Raw genomic sequence first — 295 nt, forward strand, 5'->3', positions numbered from 1 at the left:
CCAGGGATTGATCCAACGGGGGTACAAGATTTTGAAGGAATCCAATATTGTACAGAGTTGACTCGATTATCTTCTTATAATGTTAAAGGAATGAGTAATCCTAAATTACCAGAAGATATGAGCAGTTTGACAAAATTAACAAAGGTTGGATTCGAAAATAATGAAGTAGATAATCAGTTTGTAGAAAGATTAGGTACTATTGGATGTCAGATGACTCAACTTTATTTGGATGGGAATCATATTTATGATTTAAGTCCTTTGAACGGGAAATTTTCAGGTACAGTTAATTTTAATA

The 295-nt window shown here is 32.2% G+C and carries 1 protein-coding gene; it reads left to right on the forward strand.

Translation table 11 applies throughout. From position 1 onward, the window contains the following. The coding region (locus tag AB3I00_RS14805; RefSeq protein ID WP_368025642.1) for a hypothetical protein at positions 1 to 295 on the forward strand (295 nt) is incomplete at both ends.

The organism is Enterococcus sp. C76, assembly GCF_040886985.1.
In the GTDB taxonomy this organism is placed as follows: domain Bacteria; phylum Bacillota; class Bacilli; order Lactobacillales; family Enterococcaceae; genus Enterococcus_B; species Enterococcus_B lactis.